This is a genomic window from Vibrio sp. A1-1 (genome assembly GCF_021728175.1).
Classification (GTDB): domain Bacteria; phylum Pseudomonadota; class Gammaproteobacteria; order Enterobacterales; family Vibrionaceae; genus Vibrio; species Vibrio diabolicus.
This window is the reverse complement of the sequence record NZ_JAKKCL010000004.1, coordinates 110,456-129,075: the sequence shown is the minus strand read 5'-3', so window position 1 is coordinate 129,075 and position 18,620 is coordinate 110,456. Positions and strand designations below refer to the sequence as shown.

The window sequence follows — 18,620 nt, the reverse complement described above, 5'->3', positions numbered from 1 at the left end:
TGTTGATAACTGCGCTACTCACAGAAAAGGGAGTTAGGATGTTGATGCTAGTAGGTTTCAAACAATCCTGAATTGTAATCTTGGATTGCTTGTTCTATTTCTTCCATGCTATTCATTACAAAAGGGCCATAGTGAACCACTGGTTCATTGATTGGTTCGCCAATAAAAATCAGAGCACCACTCTCCTTTTCGGCTTGTAATTCAACCCATTCACCTTTCGATAGAATCGCCATTTCGCCTTGATTGATCTCACGATCTTTTAACTGAATACGACCTTTATAAACGTAGAGCATCATGTTGTGGTCTTGCTCCGTGGTCAAATTCAAAGCGTGACCAACCATCGCTCTCCAATCGGCCACCGTGGCAGCAACACCTGTTTCTGTTAGAGGCCCCTGAATACGTTCGTTGTTTATAGTCAGATGACCAGCAATCAAGCGCACAACGCCCGAGCTTTGAGTTTCGAATTCCGTTATCGTTTCAGGTTGAAAGTCATGATATTGAGCCGGTGCCATCTTATTTTTCGCAGGCTGGTTTATCCAAATTTGGAAACCATGCAATTCACCTTCCTGCATAATAGGCATCTCACTATGAATGACGCCTCTTCCTGCCGCCATCCATTGAGCGCCACCAGAACGAAGCTCACCAACATTATCCATGTGGTCACGATGCTGGAAATGACCTTTCAACATATAAGTAAGCGTCTCGATGCCGCGATGCGGATGAGGAGGAAAGCCACCAACATAATCAGCACGGTCGTCAGACTTAAGTTCATCCATCATCAAAAATGGAGAAAAACTCGCATGATTAAACCCTGCTACTCGACGAATTTTCACTCCGTCACCATCAGCAGTGGGTTGTGATTGAATAAGCTGACGAATTTCTCTGAATGTGCTCATACTATTTCTCCTCGTTTACCTTTGTGGCCGCTTGCAAACCGCATGTTCAGCCATGGCTATCGATATGGTTCTATTTTAGATTGAAGAAAAATAATCATGAGCCTTGCTATTTGAGCTACTTATTCAAATTTTTCGAACAGCCCACTTATCCAAGCTGTCGACATATATTTAAAAATAAGTGTAGCTATTTCCTAAACAAGGTGTATAGTAGGCCTTGGCTCTTAGAAGAGAGCTGTTAATGCAACATTTAGTTTAAGTTTCCTCTCAGTAAAATCTTGAATCCCCCAATTCAGACACCTGCGTACAACTTCCTCTTGATTGAACATTCAATAGCTTAGAAAAGATCCACAAAACAAATTCAAATTTTAATGTTTAATTCAAAGGTATTTTTATGTCTAAAGTAAACGGCTCAGTAAAATGGTTTAACGAAACTAAAGGCTTTGGCTTCCTATCTCAAGACAACGGTGGTCAAGATGTATTCGTACACTTCAACGCTATCGTTTCTGACGGTTTCAAAACACTGACTGAAGGTCAGAAAGTAAGCTTCAACGTAGAGCAAGGTAAAAAAGGTCCTCAAGCGACTGAAGTAACTCCTCTATAAGACTGCTTTTCTTGGTGTAGCATGCCCATGCTGCACCAAATCTCTCTCCTTCAAAAATATTCTCACTTTAATCACTCAGCCTAATATCAGGCATTGCTTTGTGCTACCTAAAATAAATAGGATAGTACTGCTTAATTTATTATTTATAGGAAAAATCATGTCCTCAAAAAGAACAGGCCGTCAAAGGCATTGGTATCAATTACTTAACAAAGACAAAATCACTAAGAAACAGGAGAATAAATGTTAGAAATTGAATTTAATCTAGAACAACCTCACACCTCTTGGAACGCTAAAATACATCAATTAAATGGTGATATTTTACGAAGGCACGTATTACCTAAGCTTCATTCTCATAGCTACATGATCGATTTTGAATATTGTGAGAAAACGCAATCTGGAACTATTCTCTGTGATTCAGGTTCAAAGTTAGGAAGTTTTACTGTTAACTAATTCAGTTTTCATGCATTAATGAATGATGCAACTAATTTGGAAGGTATCCAATGGCTAGAAAAAGTAAGAAGCAAGCAGAAAAAGACAAAAAAGAGTCTGAGCAAAACGCGGCGGCGGTAAAACAAAAAACGCGACGCCGTATAGAAGACATTATGGAACAAAGAGAATTTGACAAGTTATTTGATCTATAAGCTATCCTTGACTCTCTCAATTCTCTCTCTGCTCCATAGTTGTGCAAGGTACCGCCACCTACCTTTGCTCAAACGAAGCCTCACTCTTTTCCTCGCTTATAACAACACGATAAGCCTCGTTCACGCTCAAAAACCAATTTGCTCCTCTATACCCAAGTGACTTATACGGTTGCCAGTTACTTTTCTTAGAAAAATCCTTCGACTACTGACAACTAGGTTATTTGCGTATAGCCAAATTGAGAATTTTGCGTATAATCGCCTCGTTTGCTTCGTATAACCCCAATGATATGGTTTGGGGGTCTCTACCAGTTCCCGCAAAGTGCTGATTACGAAGAGTTGAGATCATCGTGGGTCTTACTCTTTGTGATAGCGTTCGATTTATTCCTATCTATACCTATTCTTAGAGTAACTGCATCCACAATACACATAAGGTGGAATATGAACGCATTTATTCAAGGTCTTCCAAAAGTAGAGCTGCACTTACATATCGAAGGTTCACTTGAACCAGAACTCTTATTCAAATTAGCGAAACGAAACGGCATCGAGATCCCTTACTCTTCTCCGAGTGAACTGCGCAGCGCGTATCAGTTCGAAGACTTACAGTCATTCCTTGACCTTTATTACCAAGGGGCGGATGTTTTGCGTAAAGAGCAAGACTTTTACGATCTCACTTGGGAATACTTACTGCACTGTAAAGCGGATAACGTTATTCATACCGAAATCTTTTTTGACCCGCAAACGCATACAGAGCGCGGTATTGACTTTGACACCGTTATCCACGGGATCGCCCGCGCACTACAAGATGGGCACGAGAAGCTCGGCATTACTTCACAAATCATTGCGTGTTTCCTCCGTCACCTTTCAGAAGAAAGCGCCATGGAGACTCTGCAAGCCGTTCTGAAATACCGTGATAAGATCATTGGTGTTGGCCTAGATTCTTCAGAACAAGGCCATCCACCAGCTAAGTTCAAACGAGTATTTAAACAAGCGGTAGAAGCAGGCTTACTGACTGTTGCTCATGCAGGTGAAGAAGGCCCGGCACAAAACATTACCGATGCAATTGAAATGCTTCACGTCAGCCGCGTGGATCATGGTGTTCGCTGTGTTGAGAATGAAGCATTAGTCGAGTCGTTAATTGAAAGCAAAATGCCACTAACGGTATGTCCATTATCGAACCTTAAATTGTGTGTATTTGACGATATGAAAGATCACAATATTGTCGAGCTACTGCGCAAAGGTGTCGCTGTGACGATTAATTCGGACGATCCGGTATACTTTGGTGGTTACATGACAGATAACTTTTTAGCCGTCAACAACGCACACCCAATGAGTAAGAATGAACTAGCTCAATTCACAATGAATGCGATTGATGCTAGCTTCATCGATAATGAGTTGAAAGCGAAGTATCGCCATCTCGTTAGTCAATACGTAAGTCAGCATGAAGCGTTGTAATAAAGCCATCAGTGCTACATCTTAGGTCAAACACTTAGGTGTTAAAACCTTACAAAAGCTCTGTGGTTAACCGCATTTATAAGCGCTAGACTGAGAAAGCTAAACTAGCACACAAAAAGGAATAAAATCATGATTCAACAAGGCCAAGCTCTACCAGTTGCGACTCTAAGCGAATTGACTGCCAATGGTATGGTTAACCACGACGTTACTGAGCTGTTTGCAAACAAGAAAGTCGTACTCTTCGCTGTACCTGGCGCATTCACCCCAACGTGCTCGGAAGCTCACCTACCAGGCTATGTGGTATTAGCCGACGAGTTGAAGGCAAAAGGTGTTGATTTAATTGCGTGTGTTTCTGTAAACGATGCATTTGTGATGCAAGCTTGGGGCGAAGCTCAAAACGCTTCAGAAATCCTGATGTTGGGTGATGGCGACGCAAGCTTTACTAAAGCATTGGGTCTTGAAATGGATACCGGCGGCTTTGGTGGTATTCGCTCACAACGCTACGCCATGATCATTGAAAACGGCATTGTGACCAAACTTAACGTTGAAGAACCAAAAGAGTTTGAAGCAAGCAAAGCAGAAACGATTTTAGCGGCGCTTTAAGCTTACCCTTAGATACAAAAACGGAAGCCATCGCTTCCGTTTTTTGTTGGCTAACGCATTCTCACAACACTCGTTTGTTGCTTACGCTGCATTTCCGCAAAAGTCAGCACAAATGGGGATGATTGCTTTACGCGGCTCGGCAGTGAAGAAAGCGCATTGTAGGCATCCTGTTTCGTTTTAAAATCGCCAACAGTTACCGTATACCAACGCGTGCCTCGGCTGTTTTTCCAGTTAACCCAAACCGGATGCTTAGGATCGATATAACGAATGTAATCTTTCACATCTTTTTCTTGCTTTAGCGCGAGTACCTGCATCGTGTAATGGTTTGGGTTTAAATAACCATACGCATCCTGAGAGGTCATTACTCCAACACATTGGCCACTATCGACCTGCTGCTGGTAAGGCATAGCGCAGCCCATGAGCGATAAAATCAATGTCAAAGATAAAATCTTGTGCACGTGTCACTCCATTTTTGTTCTAGTTTCTTTTTTCTCGCACTCAAAAACACAAAAACGCTTCTAATTAGGCGAAAATAGCCCCTTACAAGAAGGTTCGATGTTTTAGCACAACGAGTATTCCAAAAAAGTAAGGCGACCACGTTGGCCGCCTTAGTAAATTGATTTAATAGAACAATAACAAGATAGAGTGATAATGGCAGAAGTTAGCTGTTTTTTAGAGCCAACTCGCGACCAATTGCTTAAACCAGTCTAAAACTCGCTTGAATAAGCTGCCTTCTTCCACCGATTCCAACGCAACAAGTTCGGCTTCATTCACAACTTTACCTTCGACTTTGTAAAGCACTTTACCAACCACTTGTTGTTGAGAAATTGGCGCTACCAAATCGCCATTATATTCAACTTCAGCTTGTAGCTTTTTCACATCCCCTTTTGGTAAAGTGAGATAAACGTCATTGGCCACGCCTACTTTAAGCTCATCTTGTTCGCCCATCCAAACTCGAGCGTTCGCAACTTCCGTTCCTGCCTCGGTTGGCATTACCGTATCGTAAAAGCGGAAGCCATAACTTAGCAGTTGTTTGCTTTCGGATTCACGGATATTCTCACTTTTTGCTCCCATCACAACAGCAATTAAACGCATGTCACCTTGAGTCGCTGAAGTCGCTAGACTATAACCAGCACCGCTTGTATAACCAGTTTTCATGCCATCGACATTCATACTGCGATCACGAAGCAAGCCATTGCGGTTATATTGCGTAATGCCGTTGTAGGTAAACGAGGTTTCGCTATACAGTGGGTAGATGTCAGGTAAGTCACGAATAATAGCTTGACCCAACTTGGCAATGTCATAAGGTGTTGAATATAAACCGTCACTGTCTAGACCATGAGGGTTGGTGAAAGCTGTGTTATTTAATTCAAGCTTAGCAGCCCAACTATTCATCAAGCTTACAAACCCTGACTCACTACCTGCGACATGTTCAGCAATGGCCACACTAGCATCATTACCTGATTGAACAACCAGGCCACGGTATAAGTCAGATAAAGAAACGGAAGTATTGACTTCAATAAACATCTTTGAGGAATCTGGGAAGTTTTTTGCCCAAGCATTTCGGCTAATGACGACCTCATCATCCAAAGTAATATTACCTGCGTTAATTTCTTGACCAGCCACATAAGCCGTCATTAACTTCGTTAAGCTCGCAGGATTTAGCCGTTTATGTGCATCACGTTCAACCAGCACTTTCCCAGTGTGAAAGTCCATCAAAACATAGCCACGAGAACTGAGTTCCGGTGCATTTGGCACAACGGTTGGTGCTGCATAAGCCAACGAAGATACAGCAGCGAACCCTGTAATTAACACTGTGTTTAATATAGTACTTTTTCTCATCATGACATCTTATCTTAGTAGCATTTAAGGCTTACAAACGGTACCCGAATGAATTCAAAGCGCAGGGTTACCTAGGTAAAGAGCGAGTATATTGAAACGGCGCTCAGTTACAGCCACCTTGTTACGATTAGTTACTTTTACTCAATGTTTGTCGAGAATAATGAGAGGCAGGTAGAGCTTTCGTCTAGAAAGATGAGACAAGAGGCGAGAAATCATGCCGTTATGCTATGTAATTAGTGTTCAGAGAAAAAACCGTACAAGCCAGATCTAAAACTAAGCTTGTACGGGAAAAGATAGCTAAAAATTTTATCACTATCTAACTAGGGGCAACTAAGAAAATCTACAATTCAATTAATAATCCGAACTAATAATTTACCAACCAATGCTTCATCTCGGTCATAACAAAATAATAATTTATTGTCAGAATTTCAGATAAAAATAAAAGTTTAATTTATATATAACCTAAATATTATCTATTACTAGACAGGAGAAAAGTATAATTTCCCTTTCTTAAAACTAAGGGAGGCTTTTTTCGATGCCTTTGAGTTTGTATTGTCATCAGTAAACTGAGTGTAACAATGAGGGATAAGGCATCCGGCTTTAGCACGAAAAGATAAGCCACTGTTATTTAAGTTCACTCTCTGCTTTTTTATCACTAAAGACTTTAAATTTCGGTTACCTTCAGTTTGTATAGCAATTCTTTCACGTACCCCAACCCAGTACGAATCAAACGACGACATTATACATATCCTCTTTCATGGTATAAGCAGTTGTAATTAAACATTGCTCAAAGCTAGATGTAGAATTCAGTAAATTATTTAAATTTTATTTATCTCTAAATTTTAATTTAAATAGATTAACCTGCATATTCCACACAAAATAAAAGGTTATGTCAAAGATTAATTATCATTAAGTTTATTTATATTAGATATAAAATTAAGTTATAAATTTAAGGTTATCTAAAGTATAAATTTTTAGAATGTCATCAGCTAATAGTTAATAGAAATGCAGAGGGCTTGTTGAATATGAAAACGACAAATAGAAGCAAAGAACTATCTATAGATTGAATAATCTTCAACGGGGTTACAATTCAAATAAAAGTAGCGCATCTAGTAAGATGCGCTATGGATTTGATCAGTTTTGGAGTATGAGTTCGGATGAAAACAAACTTACTTGAAGTGACTGAGCCAAGGTTGCTTATGGTTTAAGCTTCAATACCTTATCAATATCTTCTGCGCTGTGACGTTCAGGTAACTGCTCCCACTCTTCTCCCCATGAGCGATTCACAATACGACCACGCTGGACAGCTTCTCGCTCATCAATCGCTTTCGCCCAACGCACAACGTTTTTGTAGCTTTCTACATCTAAGAATTCAGCCGCATCGTAAGCACGACCCAGTACAAGGTTGCCGTACCATGGCCATGTTGCGATATCAGCGATACTGTACTCATCGCCACCTAGGAATTCATTGTTTGCGAGGCGCTTGTCTAATACATCTAACTGACGTTTTGCTTCCATTGTAAAACGGTTGATTGGGTACTCGAACTTCTCTGGTGCGTACGCGTAGAAGTGACCAAAACCACCGCCTAGGTATGGCGCAGAACCTTGCAGCCAGAATAACCAGTTCATTACCTCAGCACGCTTAGCGCCTTCTTTTGGTAGAAAGTGACCAAACTTCTCTGCTAGGTAGAACAGGATGTTACCTGATTCAAACACGTTCACTGGCTCAGAACCTGAACGGTCAACCAGTGCCGGAATTTTCGAGTTCGGGTTCACAGCAACAAAACCAGAACCAAACTGGTCGCCGTCACCAATCTTGATCAGGTATGCATCATATTCTGCTTCTTTTACGCCTGCCGCCAGAAGCTCTTCAAACATGATCGTTACTTTCTGGCCGTTTGGAGTCCCCATGGAATAAAGTTGGAATGGGTGTTCCCCAACAGGCAATTCTTGCTCATGACGAGCGCCTGAGTCCGGGCGGTTAATGCTCGCCCACTGGCCACCGTTTTCGTTATCGTTTGTCCAAACTTTTGGTGGAATATATTCGTTAGCCATTGTTATCCCTTATTGTGTTTGAATGCATTATCAAACTGGCAAACTCAGTGCGCCAGCAAGCATGATGAAGTAACCCACCGCATTCGATAAATGGGCATACCCAAGATATTAGGCCGGAATCTTCAAATAAAAGTCCTGACCTTTCACTTAATTAGAACCTTTGGTTATGGGATTTTCTTTCACGCTATAAGGAAAAACGTCGCGGTAATGTGAACTAGGTTCGAGATGCCAATAACGAAGAACAGATAAGATTCAACGGTCCATCCATCATCTCCGTCTTAATCAAGCTCGTATCGTGGCAACAACTGATCGAAAGCGCGAACCCGTGTAGATAATCTGCCAATAGATCCAAACTGTCTCTCTCCACTTGCGGAGACAACGCCAAAGGTTGAACAATGATTTGATAACGCTCGGTAAACACTTGGGCAGGGCCATGAGATGTCATGTTCAGCATGGTTTGCAATAACCCATTGTACTCACGCAGCAGTTCAATATAGCTAACACACAAGTTCTTGAGTTCGCCTTGCCAATCTTCATTCACTTTCGGTTGATAAATTTCTTCCACCAGCGATGTGGTTAACGCTTCAAGCAATGCATTCTTGTTTTTGAAGTAGTGATAGATCGCCATAGGATCCACATTTAGTTGCGTCGCTAACGAGCGAATGCTTGGTACCTTACCATCCTTTTTCATCAACCACTTAGACGAATCTAGAATGCTTTCTGCGCTTAACTGCGACAGCTTGGCGGCTGGTCTCCCGCGTTTCTTTTCGTTGACAGACATTTGATCTTCCCTATAAACTCAAAATTATTCTACATTGTAGAATTAATTTTAAACCATACTTTAGCTTGGCTCAAGCATCACCATTTTGATGGGGTACTCATGGCAAATATCGTATTTATTGCAACCAGTCTGGACGGTTACATTGCAGATAAGCAGGGCAAACTCGACTGGCTACATTCAGTACCAAATCCAGACAACATTGATACTGGCTTCCTCTCACTGATGGAGCGTATTGATGGCTTGGTAATGGGACGCAACACCCTAGATGTCGTGCTGAGCTTTGATTGCGATTGGCCATACAGCAAACCTGTGTTCGTACTCAGCAATACCATGACAAAAGTACCACAGGGCTACGAAGACAAAATCTTTTTAGTAAAAGGTGAGCTAAAAGGTGTGCTTACTGACCTGAATGCAAAAGGCTTTAACGACTTTTACATCGATGGCGGGGTGACAATTCAGAACTTCCTCAAAGAAGATCTTATTGATGAAATAATGATCACGCGTTTCCCTATCCTACTTGGCGGTGGCGCGCCACTATTTGGGGATTTAGCACAACCATTGAACTTCAAAGTCACCAAGAGTGAAGTTGTTTTGGATACCTTAGTTCAAACCACTTACGTGCGTGAAAAATAGTTAGGCTAGATAGTTTAAAAGAAAACGCCCTTCACTGAGTCAATGAAGGGCGTTTTAATATCTTTGTAATCGAAACCGTTACTTAGCTGATTCAAACAAACCAGTGATGCCTTTCAAAGGGAAAAGCCTTGCTTGCTCCAACCCTTTCAACGTTACCTTGTTGAGGTCATCAATAAAGAAACGACTGGTCATCGTGTGTTTGCCACCATTAATAAAAATCTCGATGACAGAGTTGTCGATATATATATCAATCGTCTGCTTAGCGTCCAATCTTGGTGCTTTTCGAATGCTACCAAATTCTTCTGCGTACAAATGAGACATGTAACGACGGTCCAACATAAACTCGTGCTCTGTCGCACTAAAGACGATGTTGTCACCTTTGAGGTTACTTAGCTCAAGTTCAAAGCCATCGCCCTCAAGGTCTAATTGGATCAAACAATTGGTGCTTTCCAGTGTATGGGATTGTGCAAAGACCACCTCTTCTTTTCTTAAACTCTTCAGCTCAGGGAGTGGAGTTTGAACAAGAAAACCATCTTTCAACGTTAGTTCTCTAGGAAGAGACAACATTCCTGCCCACTGGTGTGTGACCGATGGTGTGTCGATTTCTGGCAACCCTATCCATGCAATAAGAATGCGACGCCCACTCTCATCTAAATAGGTTTGTGGGGCGTAGAAATCAAACCCATAATCTGGCTGTAAAATACCTTGGTGGTTTTCTAAAGTCATCGACTCTAGGTTCAACTGATCACCCACGATATACGCGACAGAATAGATGTTTTTAAAATCATAAGGATCATTCCTGGTCACACCCTGTGGAGAAAACAGCATCACCGATTGACCATTAATCTCAAAGAAATCAGGACACTCCCACATGTACCCAAGGTCAGAAAACTTGGTCTTGATAGGACCTTTATGCTGCCACGTTTTCAAATCTTTGCTTTGATAGAGCGCCATTGAGCCATGCTCGGTTTCAGTTTGAGCACCCACCACCATCAAATAGTCGTCGCCTTTCTTCCAAACTTTTGGATCACGAAAGTGCTCCGTGTAATGTTCGTTCTCAATGACCACACCATGCTTTTCAATGTTGCCGTCTGAGTCCATGGTGGCAAAACACTGTGTTGGGATTCGATTCCAGTTTTGGTCACGCTTGTTGCCAGTAAAAAAAAGCAAAGCCTTGTTGTTTTCCACCAAAGCGCCACCCGAATAAACGCCATGTGAATCGTAGTCTTGGTCGGGATGAAGACCAACACCATGATCAGTAAAATGGATGAAGTCTTTAGTAGAAAGGTGATACCAATACTTCATTCCATGGACTGGTCCCACTGGCGTCCACTGGTAAAAGATGTGGTGCTCACCATTGAAATAGCACAACCCATTTGGGTCATTTAACAGCCCAAATCTAGGGGCGATATGAAAACTAGGAAAGCCTTTATCTTGCTGACGTGAAAGTGTCATTTCTTCGATATCACACTGAGGGATTTGCTCAAGTCGGCGATACCTTTGCTCTACAGTCCAACGGTTGTTTAAGCTCATAATTTTTCTCAACTGAAATTGGATCTGAAGATCATTGCCCAATAAATTGCAGCAATTCTGTCTGGGTCGGAAGCGCAGTCATTGCGCCTTTTTGCGTCGTCGCTAATGCACCACAGCCATTTGCCCATTGAATCGCAGAGCTAACAATAAGATGATTTTTCCAATCGTCATGTTGAGACAGACATGCCAGTAGCCCTCCGACAAAAGCATCACCAGCCCCTGTAGTATCAACCGGACTAACGACTTGACCAGTGATCAGCTCACTCTGGCTTTCAAAGACTCGCCAAACGCCTTTCGCACCTTGTGTCACCAAGACCAAAGCAATATTCAAAGCGGCTATTTGTTGTAAACCTTGTGCCATCGATGTTGAGTCAGTTAAGAACAAAAGCTCTTCTTCAGAGAACTTAACCACGTCAGCCATCGCTACAGCCTTCATCACGACAGCTTGGATTTCTGATTGATCTTGCCACACTTCATCACGCAAGTTAGGGTCAAAGCTAATGAAACCACCAGCGGCTTTTGCTCTTTTGATCGCCTCAAATGTGCTGCTTCGACTTGGCTCATTTGCCAGTGAAATCGAGCAAACATGCAGCCAGTCACCTTGCTTAAAGTTTGGGATGTCTTCAACAGACATAAACTGATCAGCGCTCGGTTTTACCATAAACGTAAAGCTGCGTTCACCTTGATCGTCTAAATCCACCACCACTGTTGATGTTCTTTGCTCAGGGTCTTTAATGAGAAACTCCGTGCAAACGCCCTCTTGATCGAGTATTGATTGCATGAAGCGACCAAATGGGTCATCACCCACACGTCCAAAAAACGCACTCTTACCAGATAGACGAGCAATTGCTACGGCGACATTCGCTGGTGCACCTCCGGGACATTTGAGTAAAGAAGTCTCAGATTCCGGTATTAGATCGACAACAGCATCACCAGTTACCCACACTTGATTCATCTTGCTTACCTTAAAATTAAAGCCCTGATAGCCCAACGTGTTGAACACCTTCACTACCAAGTAAAAATTGAAAAAGGCTAGCCAAGCCATTAGTGCTTAGCTAGCACCCCAAACATTTAGGAAAAGAAGTGGATTTTGGGGGACTCCACCCTTAAGGAGTTCAGATTAAGCCGCTGCTTTTTTACCGACTTTAGCGCGGTCACGCATACCAAGAACAATGGTGAGAACAAATGCGGTCAAGAACGCGATCACCATACCCGCGATGTAGTAACCAATCTTATCTGGCGTGATGGAAATGATACCTGGAAGACCAGCTGCCCCTAATGCCTGAGCTTTCACATTAAACATTGTAATAAACGCACTTGATAACGCCGCAGCGCAAACTGCCGCGATAAATGGGTAACGTAGTTTTAAGTTAACACCAAACATGGCTGGTTCTGTAATACCCAGCAAACCCGTGACACCCGATGGAATCGCAATACCTTTCATCTTCTTATCTTTACTCATTATGCCCACCGCCAACGCTGCAGCACCTTGAGAAACGTTAGACATCGCCGCAATAGGAAAGATAAAGGTGCCGCCTGTCGTCGCAATATCCGCAAGAAGTTGCGTTTCAATCGCAATGAAGCTGTGATGCATACCGGTAATAACAAACGGAGCATAGATAAGACCAAATACCGCACCACCAACAAAGCCAGCTGTGTTGTATAGCCAGTTCAGACCATCACCCAATAGGAAACCGATATCACGCGTGAACGGACCGACGACAGTAAACGTCAGCAAACCCGCTATGAAAATCGCCAGTAATGGCGTTAAAAGGTTGTCTAAAACAGAAGGTATGACTTTACGTAAGCCTAGCTCAACCTTCGCAAGAATGAATGCCGATACCAAAACCGGTAACACTGAACCTTGGTAACCCACTTTTTGGATTTCAAAACCAAGAATATTCCAAACCGGAATGTTGCCAGACACAGATGCGCCGCCGAATCCCCAACCATTCAGCAAGTCAGGGTGAACCATCAACATACCTAGCGCTGCCCCTAAATATGGGTTGCCGCCAAACTTCTTGCTGGCTGAAAATGCCAGCAGAATAGGCAGGTAAACAAACGGCGCGTTTGCAAACGTGTTGATCATGTTCGCCAAGTCTGTCAGTCCTGGATTGGCCTCAATCAAGGATTTACCATCAATAAACAAGCCTTGGGCAGTCAGTAGGTTGTAAATACCCATCAACAAACCGCCAGCGACGATTGCTGGAATGATTGGGACGAAAATATCAGACAGCCCCTTCACTGCGCGCTGAACGATGTTTTGTTTCTCTGCGCCAGCAGACGCAACGTCGTTGGTGGACATTTCACTCATACCCGTCAACTTCGCCATTTCTGCATAAACTTGGTTTACGATGCCTGATCCAAAAATGATTTGGTACTGACCCGCAACTTTGAACTGCCCTTTTACCCCTTCAAGGTTATCAATCGCTTGTTCATCTATTTTTTGCTCATCTGCAACGGCAAGGCGTAAGCGTGTCGCACAATGTGCAAGTGCGGTGATGTTGCTTTTACCACCTAATAGAGTTAATAACTCTTTTGCTACTGCCGGATAATTCATTTCATACCCCATTGGATTATTATCTGAGCTTGCGAAATTTTCGGGAACGTTTGCAAAACAGATTTTTGCTCAATAAAACCAAATGATCAAAGATAAAGCAGAGAGAATGTGAGAATGATCGTCAAATTCTCTCCCTAAGAGCAGTATAGGAGGTTAGAATCGCTACTTATCAAAGAGCCTTTCATCTTCTCTTTGCAAACAATCCCAAAAACGAAAAACAGAATGGATAGGAACAATGGCGAGTCTGCATGATGTCGCCCGTCTGGCTGGCGTATCAAAATCAACAGTGTCACGGGTTATAAACGATGAGTATGGCGTAAAAGAAGCGACAAAACAAAAAGTCCGCCAAGCAGTAGCTGAGTGTGGCTATGTGCCAAACCAAGTCGCTAAAGATCTAAAATCTCAAAAGACCAATCTGGTTGGTGTCATTGTTCCTCGGGTTTCCTCTCATGCCACATCCCAAGGCGTCGATGGATTAACCGAGGTCCTTGAAAAAGCGGGGAAACATGTCTTACTTGCTAGCACTCACCAAGTCCACGAAAAAGAACTGGAATATATTCAGATCTTTAACCAAAAACGGGTTGAAGGGATCATTCTTTACGCGACCCACCTCGATTCCAAGCTGGTAAAAGCAATTCAAAACTCAGCGGTCCCAGTTGTGCTCGTCGGTCAAGATGGTTCCATGTTTAATATTCCAAGCATCATTCATGATGACGCACGAGTAGGGTTTGAAGCGGGAAATAGACTGGTTGCAAAAGGTTGCCAAACCATGGGCTTTATTGGCGTACAAGGTGACGATATCGCGGTAGATAAGCAACGCTCTGAAGGATTTGTTCAAGCGCTGCAACACCATGGTTTTGAGCTCGCCTTCCATGCTCGTGGTGACTTTACCATCGACTCTGGCTATTCATTGGCAAAACAACACTTAACAGAGAACCGTAAGCTAGATGGCTTGTTCTGTGCGACAGACCGTATTGCTATTGGTGCGATGAGAGCGATTCAAGAGCTCGGGTTAACACCGGGAAAAGACGTTTTAGTGCTAGGAGTTGGTGATGATGAGCTCGCATCAGTGTGCACCCCAACCTTATCAACATTTAACTATGCATTTGATAAAGCAGGTGAAAATGGTGCGAAACTGTTACTAGATAGAATTGCCAACAGAAGTTTTGAAATGAGTAAGATGGTACTAACCTTCAAAACAATTGAGCGTCAGTCCTGTTAATGAAAAAGCGCCAACTGAAATCAGTTGGCGCTTTTCTTATTACTCTTTGTCGGTTAGATCCCTTTAGAACCAAGTTTCCATTTGCAGTGCAAACAGAACTTCACCACCATCACCCATCGTTGCAGCGCCCGCATCCTGGCTAATCGAGTAACCATTCAAGTCTTCGCTCCAATCAACGTAGCTAACTGCAAAACGTAGCTCCGGACGGTCAAAGAAACCTGCAGCGGTAGACATCTTAAGCGTTGGTGCAATTGTCGCTTTGTAAAAACTGCCACTTGCTTTATCAATCGCATTGTCTAGGTCCATGTATTGGTATGAGCCTTCATAAACCATCTCAAAGTTCTGCGTAAACTCTTGCGCTAAGCGGATGTTGAACGATGCCCACGTAAATTCATCATTTTTAGCAAAGCGATCTTGGCTGTGTTCTGCTAGCAACGCAGGTGCTACACGCCAGTTGTCGCCGATGCGTGTTACACCATAACTGAACAAGCGTACGGCTTTTGCGTCTTCTAGCAAATCACCGTTTGAACCAATGCCTTTAAGTTCTGCACCCAGTCCATCACCCATCAAAATACCAGTTTTAGAGAAGCCTTCACTCATGCCAAAGAAGTTATCGCCATGGTAAGCAAACATCGCATGTAAACCTTTTTCCGCTGCGCCTTCTGCGCGATCATTGTTATCAGCTGACGTCATGCCGCTCAGCATCAATTGCCAATTACCAAAGCGGTTGTTCATTGTCGCGATATAGTTTTCAACATCAGTTGACGAGCTATCAATCTCACCAAAATCACGACCATAGATCGAGAAGTTTGCTTTCCATGAATCGTTCATTTGGACGTCATACACGCCTGCACCAGTACCAGATAAGAAAACGATATCCGAGTCAAAGAAGTGAATATCAAAGTTATCACGGTCAAATCGTTTACCTGCCCAAAACGTTGCGTCAGCAAACGCACTTGATTCAGAGAACATGCTCAACTTGTTTAGCTCAGCATATACCTGACGAACGTTTAATTGACTCTCACTCGCTGTCCATTCGTTATTGGTTTCCGTACTATCTGCCAACATGATTCGGAACAATGCGCTGGAACCATCATCTGCAAAGCGTTTGTGAATAAGGTTTGCTTCCACATAATGATCATCCTCAACCCCTAATCGTCCAATTGGCGCGCCAATAGCACCAGCTGCCGTCATGTAAGGACCAGTACCCACTGCACCATTCAGATCATCATTAATGAGCAGCCCGGAACGAGCGTAGCCATGAAACTCAAAGCTTGAGGCTTTCTCATTTGCTTCTGTTGATACTTTTTCTGTCTGTTCAAGTCTCTGTTCTAATTCATTAATTCGCTTTTCAAGAGCGTCAACATCTGTTGTTGCGAATGCAGGTGCTGTAACCAGCCCAAGCGCTACTGCCATCGTCAAAGTGTGTAGTTTCATTTCCATAGTCTCACGTAAATTTATACTTAGATCAGTTGCAAACGTTCCCAAGCAAAATTGCAAACTTATGGTGACTTTAAATGTCTATCTAAAGCCTGAATTTCAGAGCGCTCAGATACAGAGCGTCTCTACCACTTGTATCAATGAAGGCGATAATATATAAAATTTTCGGGAACGTTACCGCAAGGAAGCGATTTTGTTACTTCTATCACGTTCAATTGTGTTACTTACAGAAAAATCATTAACCAGCGCACATTTGAATGGTAATGAGAAACAGGCATTGAAATTCAGCCTTATTAACAGGTGGCATTGTGGCAGAGACGTTGGCTCCATGCATTTTAATATCTACAAAACTCATTTTTTGAACATAAATGAGTTTTGTAAAATCCAATAATCTTGCTCATGGTCACATCGGTTGCGAAAAGCCACTCATTACCAAAAAGTAATCAAGCTAATGCATCTCAACGTTATTCTCTTTGGCGACTAGTAAGTATTTAATTTGATGTTGAAAATCTGCCTCAATTATCTCTTCTCGACCTTTGGACATAACGGTGTCGTAAACCATGTTTACATATTCATACGGCAGATATTTATCAAAAACATGAACTATATCGTCGTTAATTAAAATTTCACCGTAACAAGCTAAGTCTTCATCAAACGTATTTTGGTAACAAGATATTTTAGAACTATCCCATCCAGAGTAAAATTTGACACTCTTGACATCGTCATACATCGCAATGAATAACTTTTCGATTCCAAGCTTTCCTTCAGCCTCAAACCTCGACTCAAAGTTAACATAGCCGATAGCAATACCTTCATTAGAAGCTGAGTAATCTTTATTAACTCCGTAGTGGACTTGGTTTTCTCTAAGTTTAGAATTGCCAATAGCTTTCCAAGTTAGGCGGTTCCCATCAATATTTTCACCAAATGTAAGCTCTTCTTTGACCTCAATAATTTGGTTCGCCAGTTGGTAAGTTAAAGGCAGGTCAAGATCCGGAACGTTAGTGGCAAGACTTAGACCTTTCCTGCTATGTTTTTCGTAAATTACCTGATGTTTTCTTGGCTCGGAGTGAGAGCTTACAACTATCCATCCGCTTTCTTCAGTAGATGGGTTAGTTGATTCGGAGTTACAGCCCAAAATAAGAAGAGTTGACGCGCTAAACAGTACAGTTTTTAAGTACATAGTGAGTATTCAAAGTTAATTATTTAGTGGCATTATCATTTAAAACAATATCATGGGCAATAAAATCATACTTTAATACCTCAATAGTTATTCTATTTCGAAGTTAATATTTTTGATTAGCTACATTGCTAGGTTAATAACAGAGAACGATGCCAGAATGAATTACGTGTTCTAACTCTATACTTAATCATACAAATCCGGCAGTGCGAAACGAATAAAGTGAACGTGTCAAAAGCCCGAATAGCGTTACCCAACAAAAACGCCCTTCACATAAGTAAAGGGCGTTTGTTATTTGAGATTTTGATTAGCGAGCTATAACACCAACCCACCATCAATCTTGAGCACTTGTCCGGTTATAAACGCACTTTTATCAGACGCTAGAAACGCAACGCCATTGGCAATGTCTTGCGCCGAGCCCATGCGTCCCAGAGGCGTTTTACTTTCCATCATTTGAATGACTTTTTCAGGCAAGCTCTTTGTCATGTCGGTAGCGATAAAACCTGGAGCAACACAGTTGACTCGGATTTGAGCGCCTTTTCTTGCGAACTCTTTCGCCCAGCCTTTGCTCATCGCTATCACGCCACCTTTACTCGCGCCATAATTACTTTGACCAATATTGCCATCCGTTCCCACGATAGACGAAATACTGACAATACTGCCTGCGCCTTGCTCTAGCATGACAGGTGCAACGCGCTGGGTGAGTAAAAACACCGCCTTTAGGTTCACGTCGATAACGCTGTCCCAGTCTTGCTCTAACATGTCTGGCAGCAGTGCATCTCTCGTTATCCCGGCGTTGTTGACCAGAACATCAATGCGTTGATGTTTCGCGACGATGCGGTCGACCACTTCACTTACCGCTGCGGCCTCACAGAGATTAACTTGATAACTTGAAAGGTTTGGCGACTGACTCCACTCCACAGGCGAGATATCTAGCCCCACGACGTGGAATCCATCTTCGAGTAATTGTTCGCAAATGGCCTGCCCTATACCGCGAGCAGCCCCTGTAACGACGGCGACTTTTTCGTCTTTCATCTTGGTCTTCCTTAAATGTTGAGAGTACAAATTCGCTTGTATCCCTAGCGTTTTTTGTTTTTATGCCTAGTCGCGCTACAGCTGCGCTTCTCATACGCAGGGTCTTTTATATCTTATAAAAACTATAGAAACAGTCTGGGAGTCGGATG

Annotated in this window: 18 protein-coding genes and 1 riboswitch; of the genes, 7 read left to right on the top strand and 11 right to left on the bottom strand. The window is 42.5% G+C overall.

The window, feature by feature from the left end; all coding sequences use genetic code 11:
• Positions 1-47: 47 nt before the first annotated feature.
• On the bottom strand, positions 48-896 hold the full coding sequence (locus tag L3V30_RS08990) for a pirin family protein (protein WP_237308757.1): 849 nt from the start codon (positions 894-896) through the stop codon (positions 48-50).
• 391 nt (positions 897-1,287) lie between these two features.
• On the opposite strand from L3V30_RS08990, the gene L3V30_RS08985 reads away from it, so the two are divergent.
• The 5 genes from L3V30_RS08985 to L3V30_RS08965 all read left to right on the top strand — a co-directional run bounded on the left by L3V30_RS08985 (position 1,288) and on the right by L3V30_RS08965 (position 4,193).
• Entirely contained in the window at positions 1,288-1,497 is a 210-nt protein-coding gene (locus L3V30_RS08985) for a cold-shock protein (protein WP_005396336.1), read from the top strand.
• Positions 1,498-1,737: 240 nt separating this feature from the next.
• A complete protein-coding gene (locus tag L3V30_RS08980) occupies positions 1,738-1,947 on the top strand; it encodes a hypothetical protein (RefSeq protein WP_053807947.1) in 210 nt (69 codons plus the stop codon).
• A 50-nt stretch (positions 1,948-1,997) separates the two neighbouring features.
• Positions 1,998-2,138 carry a hypothetical protein gene (locus L3V30_RS08975; protein WP_005396335.1) on the top strand — a complete coding sequence of 47 codons (141 nt, stop codon included), beginning with the start codon at positions 1,998-2,000 and terminating at the stop codon, positions 2,136-2,138.
• A gap of 249 nt (positions 2,139-2,387) precedes the next feature.
• A riboswitch (purine riboswitch) is annotated at positions 2,388-2,487 on the top strand.
• 89 nt (positions 2,488-2,576) lie between these two features.
• The gene (locus L3V30_RS08970; protein ID WP_237308756.1) at positions 2,577-3,590 is read left to right on the top strand and encodes an adenosine deaminase; all 1,014 of its coding nucleotides are present in this window, start codon (positions 2,577-2,579) and stop codon (positions 3,588-3,590) included.
• Between the two features lie 129 nt (positions 3,591-3,719).
• Complete coding sequence (locus L3V30_RS08965) at positions 3,720-4,193, top strand: peroxiredoxin (protein WP_167427310.1); 474 nt, start codon at positions 3,720-3,722, stop codon at positions 4,191-4,193.
• 50 nt (positions 4,194-4,243) lie between these two features.
• On the opposite strand, the gene L3V30_RS08960 is transcribed toward L3V30_RS08965, so the two are convergent.
• The 4 genes from L3V30_RS08960 to L3V30_RS08945 form a co-directional block, all read right to left on the bottom strand.
• On the bottom strand, positions 4,244-4,651 hold the full coding sequence (locus L3V30_RS08960; protein ID WP_006741205.1) for an SPOR domain-containing protein: 408 nt from the start codon (positions 4,649-4,651) through the stop codon (positions 4,244-4,246).
• A 214-nt stretch (positions 4,652-4,865) separates the two neighbouring features.
• On the bottom strand, positions 4,866-6,035 hold the full coding sequence (locus L3V30_RS08955; protein ID WP_104970520.1) for a D-alanyl-D-alanine carboxypeptidase family protein: 1,170 nt from the start codon (positions 6,033-6,035) through the stop codon (positions 4,866-4,868).
• Between the two features lie 1,197 nt (positions 6,036-7,232).
• Positions 7,233-8,090 (bottom strand): glutathione-dependent disulfide-bond oxidoreductase, encoded by an 858-nt coding sequence (yghU, locus tag L3V30_RS08950; RefSeq protein WP_074190461.1) that lies wholly within the window; start codon positions 8,088-8,090, stop codon positions 7,233-7,235.
• 214 nt (positions 8,091-8,304) lie between these two features.
• A complete protein-coding gene (locus tag L3V30_RS08945) occupies positions 8,305-8,871 on the bottom strand; it encodes a TetR family transcriptional regulator (protein WP_237308755.1) in 567 nt (188 codons plus the stop codon).
• Positions 8,872-8,970: 99 nt separating this feature from the next.
• On the opposite strand from L3V30_RS08945, the gene L3V30_RS08940 reads away from it, so the two are divergent.
• A complete protein-coding gene (locus tag L3V30_RS08940) occupies positions 8,971-9,504 on the top strand; it encodes a dihydrofolate reductase family protein (protein ID WP_237308754.1) in 534 nt (177 codons plus the stop codon).
• A 78-nt stretch (positions 9,505-9,582) separates the two neighbouring features.
• Here the strand turns inward: L3V30_RS08940 and L3V30_RS08935 are convergent, their stop codons facing one another.
• The 3 genes from L3V30_RS08935 to L3V30_RS08925 all read right to left on the bottom strand — a co-directional run bounded on the left by L3V30_RS08935 (position 9,583) and on the right by L3V30_RS08925 (position 13,597).
• Positions 9,583-11,037, bottom strand: coding sequence for a sucrose-6-phosphate hydrolase (locus L3V30_RS08935; RefSeq protein ID WP_237308753.1), 1,455 nt, complete (start codon positions 11,035-11,037; stop codon positions 9,583-9,585).
• A gap of 31 nt (positions 11,038-11,068) precedes the next feature.
• Positions 11,069-11,992, bottom strand: coding sequence for an aminoimidazole riboside kinase (locus L3V30_RS08930; protein ID WP_237308752.1), 924 nt, complete (start codon positions 11,990-11,992; stop codon positions 11,069-11,071).
• A 165-nt stretch (positions 11,993-12,157) separates the two neighbouring features.
• Complete coding sequence (locus L3V30_RS08925) at positions 12,158-13,597, bottom strand: sucrose-specific PTS transporter subunit IIBC (RefSeq protein WP_006741425.1); 1,440 nt, start codon at positions 13,595-13,597, stop codon at positions 12,158-12,160.
• 235 nt (positions 13,598-13,832) lie between these two features.
• Between L3V30_RS08925 and L3V30_RS08920 the strand changes: the two genes are divergently transcribed.
• Positions 13,833-14,819: a LacI family DNA-binding transcriptional regulator gene (locus L3V30_RS08920; RefSeq protein ID WP_182033256.1), complete on the top strand. Its 987-nt coding sequence runs from the start codon at positions 13,833-13,835 to the stop codon at positions 14,817-14,819.
• A gap of 63 nt (positions 14,820-14,882) precedes the next feature.
• Here L3V30_RS08920 and L3V30_RS08915 read toward each other — a convergent pair whose 3' ends face one another.
• The 3 genes from L3V30_RS08915 to L3V30_RS08905 all read right to left on the bottom strand — a co-directional run bounded on the left by L3V30_RS08915 (position 14,883) and on the right by L3V30_RS08905 (position 18,471).
• Entirely contained in the window at positions 14,883-16,256 is a 1,374-nt protein-coding gene (locus L3V30_RS08915) for a carbohydrate porin (protein ID WP_237308751.1), read from the bottom strand.
• Positions 16,257-16,707: 451 nt separating this feature from the next.
• The gene (locus L3V30_RS08910; protein ID WP_012842374.1) at positions 16,708-17,439 is read right to left on the bottom strand and encodes a hypothetical protein; all 732 of its coding nucleotides are present in this window, start codon (positions 17,437-17,439) and stop codon (positions 16,708-16,710) included.
• Positions 17,440-17,751: 312 nt separating this feature from the next.
• A complete protein-coding gene (locus L3V30_RS08905; RefSeq protein ID WP_005392780.1) occupies positions 17,752-18,471 on the bottom strand; it encodes a beta-ketoacyl-ACP reductase in 720 nt (239 codons plus the stop codon).
• Positions 18,472-18,620: the final 149 nt, after the last annotated feature.

What these genes read in the sequence shown, in the direction of transcription:
- yghU (WP_074190461.1), bottom strand. Translation starts at nt 8,090, where the DNA reads ATGGCTAACGAATATATTCCACCAAAAGTTTGGACAAACGATAACGAA.
- L3V30_RS08955 (WP_104970520.1), bottom strand. Translation starts at nt 6,035, where the DNA reads ATGAGAAAAAGTACTATATTAAACACAGTGTTAATTACAGGGTTCGCT.
- L3V30_RS08905 (WP_005392780.1), bottom strand. Translation starts at nt 18,471, where the DNA reads ATGAAAGACGAAAAAGTCGCCGTCGTTACAGGGGCTGCTCGCGGTATA.
- L3V30_RS08980 (WP_053807947.1), top strand. Translation starts at nt 1,738, where the DNA reads ATGTTAGAAATTGAATTTAATCTAGAACAACCTCACACCTCTTGGAAC.
- L3V30_RS08985 (WP_005396336.1), top strand. Translation starts at nt 1,288, where the DNA reads ATGTCTAAAGTAAACGGCTCAGTAAAATGGTTTAACGAAACTAAAGGC.
- L3V30_RS08965 (WP_167427310.1), top strand. Translation starts at nt 3,720, where the DNA reads ATGATTCAACAAGGCCAAGCTCTACCAGTTGCGACTCTAAGCGAATTG.
- L3V30_RS08930 (WP_237308752.1), bottom strand. Translation starts at nt 11,992, where the DNA reads ATGAATCAAGTGTGGGTAACTGGTGATGCTGTTGTCGATCTAATACCG.
- L3V30_RS08915 (WP_237308751.1), bottom strand. Translation starts at nt 16,256, where the DNA reads ATGAAACTACACACTTTGACGATGGCAGTAGCGCTTGGGCTGGTTACA.
- L3V30_RS08990 (WP_237308757.1), bottom strand. Translation starts at nt 896, where the DNA reads ATGAGCACATTCAGAGAAATTCGTCAGCTTATTCAATCACAACCCACT.
- L3V30_RS08940 (WP_237308754.1), top strand. Translation starts at nt 8,971, where the DNA reads ATGGCAAATATCGTATTTATTGCAACCAGTCTGGACGGTTACATTGCA.
- L3V30_RS08925 (WP_006741425.1), bottom strand. Translation starts at nt 13,597, where the DNA reads ATGAATTATCCGGCAGTAGCAAAAGAGTTATTAACTCTATTAGGTGGT.
- L3V30_RS08920 (WP_182033256.1), top strand. Translation starts at nt 13,833, where the DNA reads ATGGCGAGTCTGCATGATGTCGCCCGTCTGGCTGGCGTATCAAAATCA.
- L3V30_RS08935 (WP_237308753.1), bottom strand. Translation starts at nt 11,037, where the DNA reads ATGAGCTTAAACAACCGTTGGACTGTAGAGCAAAGGTATCGCCGACTT.
- L3V30_RS08975 (WP_005396335.1), top strand. Translation starts at nt 1,998, where the DNA reads ATGGCTAGAAAAAGTAAGAAGCAAGCAGAAAAAGACAAAAAAGAGTCT.
- L3V30_RS08910 (WP_012842374.1), bottom strand. Translation starts at nt 17,439, where the DNA reads ATGTACTTAAAAACTGTACTGTTTAGCGCGTCAACTCTTCTTATTTTG.
- L3V30_RS08970 (WP_237308756.1), top strand. Translation starts at nt 2,577, where the DNA reads ATGAACGCATTTATTCAAGGTCTTCCAAAAGTAGAGCTGCACTTACAT.
- L3V30_RS08945 (WP_237308755.1), bottom strand. Translation starts at nt 8,871, where the DNA reads ATGTCTGTCAACGAAAAGAAACGCGGGAGACCAGCCGCCAAGCTGTCG.